We start from the raw sequence: 313 nt of genomic DNA, 5'->3' as shown, positions 1-313 counted from the left end.
TCGCGATCGCCGACCCGAAACTCGGTGCCCTACAAGAAATAAACGGTAGACTGGTACATCCTTTACTCCCCGGAAGTCCCGCCATAGATGCCGGAGATAATGCAAGCGCACCCGCCACAGACCAACGGGGTTTACCGCGTCCCATTGATGGGGATAACAATGGCACCCAAATTGCCGATATCGGTGCCTTTGAACTACAAATCAATCAACCGGAAATCCAAGTATTAGACAACACTACCGATATTCCCGATGACAGCACAACCGCAATAGATATCGGAACCACCAGCGAAGGGACACCCGTTAGCAAAACCTT

The 313-nt window shown here is 51.1% G+C and carries 1 protein-coding gene; it reads left to right on the top strand.

Features of this window, described 5'->3' with window-relative positions:
- Positions 1-313, top strand: a 313-nt coding sequence (locus LKK83_RS02420; RefSeq protein ID WP_324629198.1) for a choice-of-anchor Q domain-containing protein, incomplete at both ends; no start/stop codon positions are given.

The organism is Phormidium sp. CCY1219 (genome assembly GCF_035615515.1).
In the GTDB taxonomy this organism is placed as follows: domain Bacteria; phylum Cyanobacteriota; class Cyanobacteriia; order Cyanobacteriales; family Laspinemataceae; genus CCY1219.
This window is presented reverse-complemented; position numbering and strand designations above follow the sequence as displayed.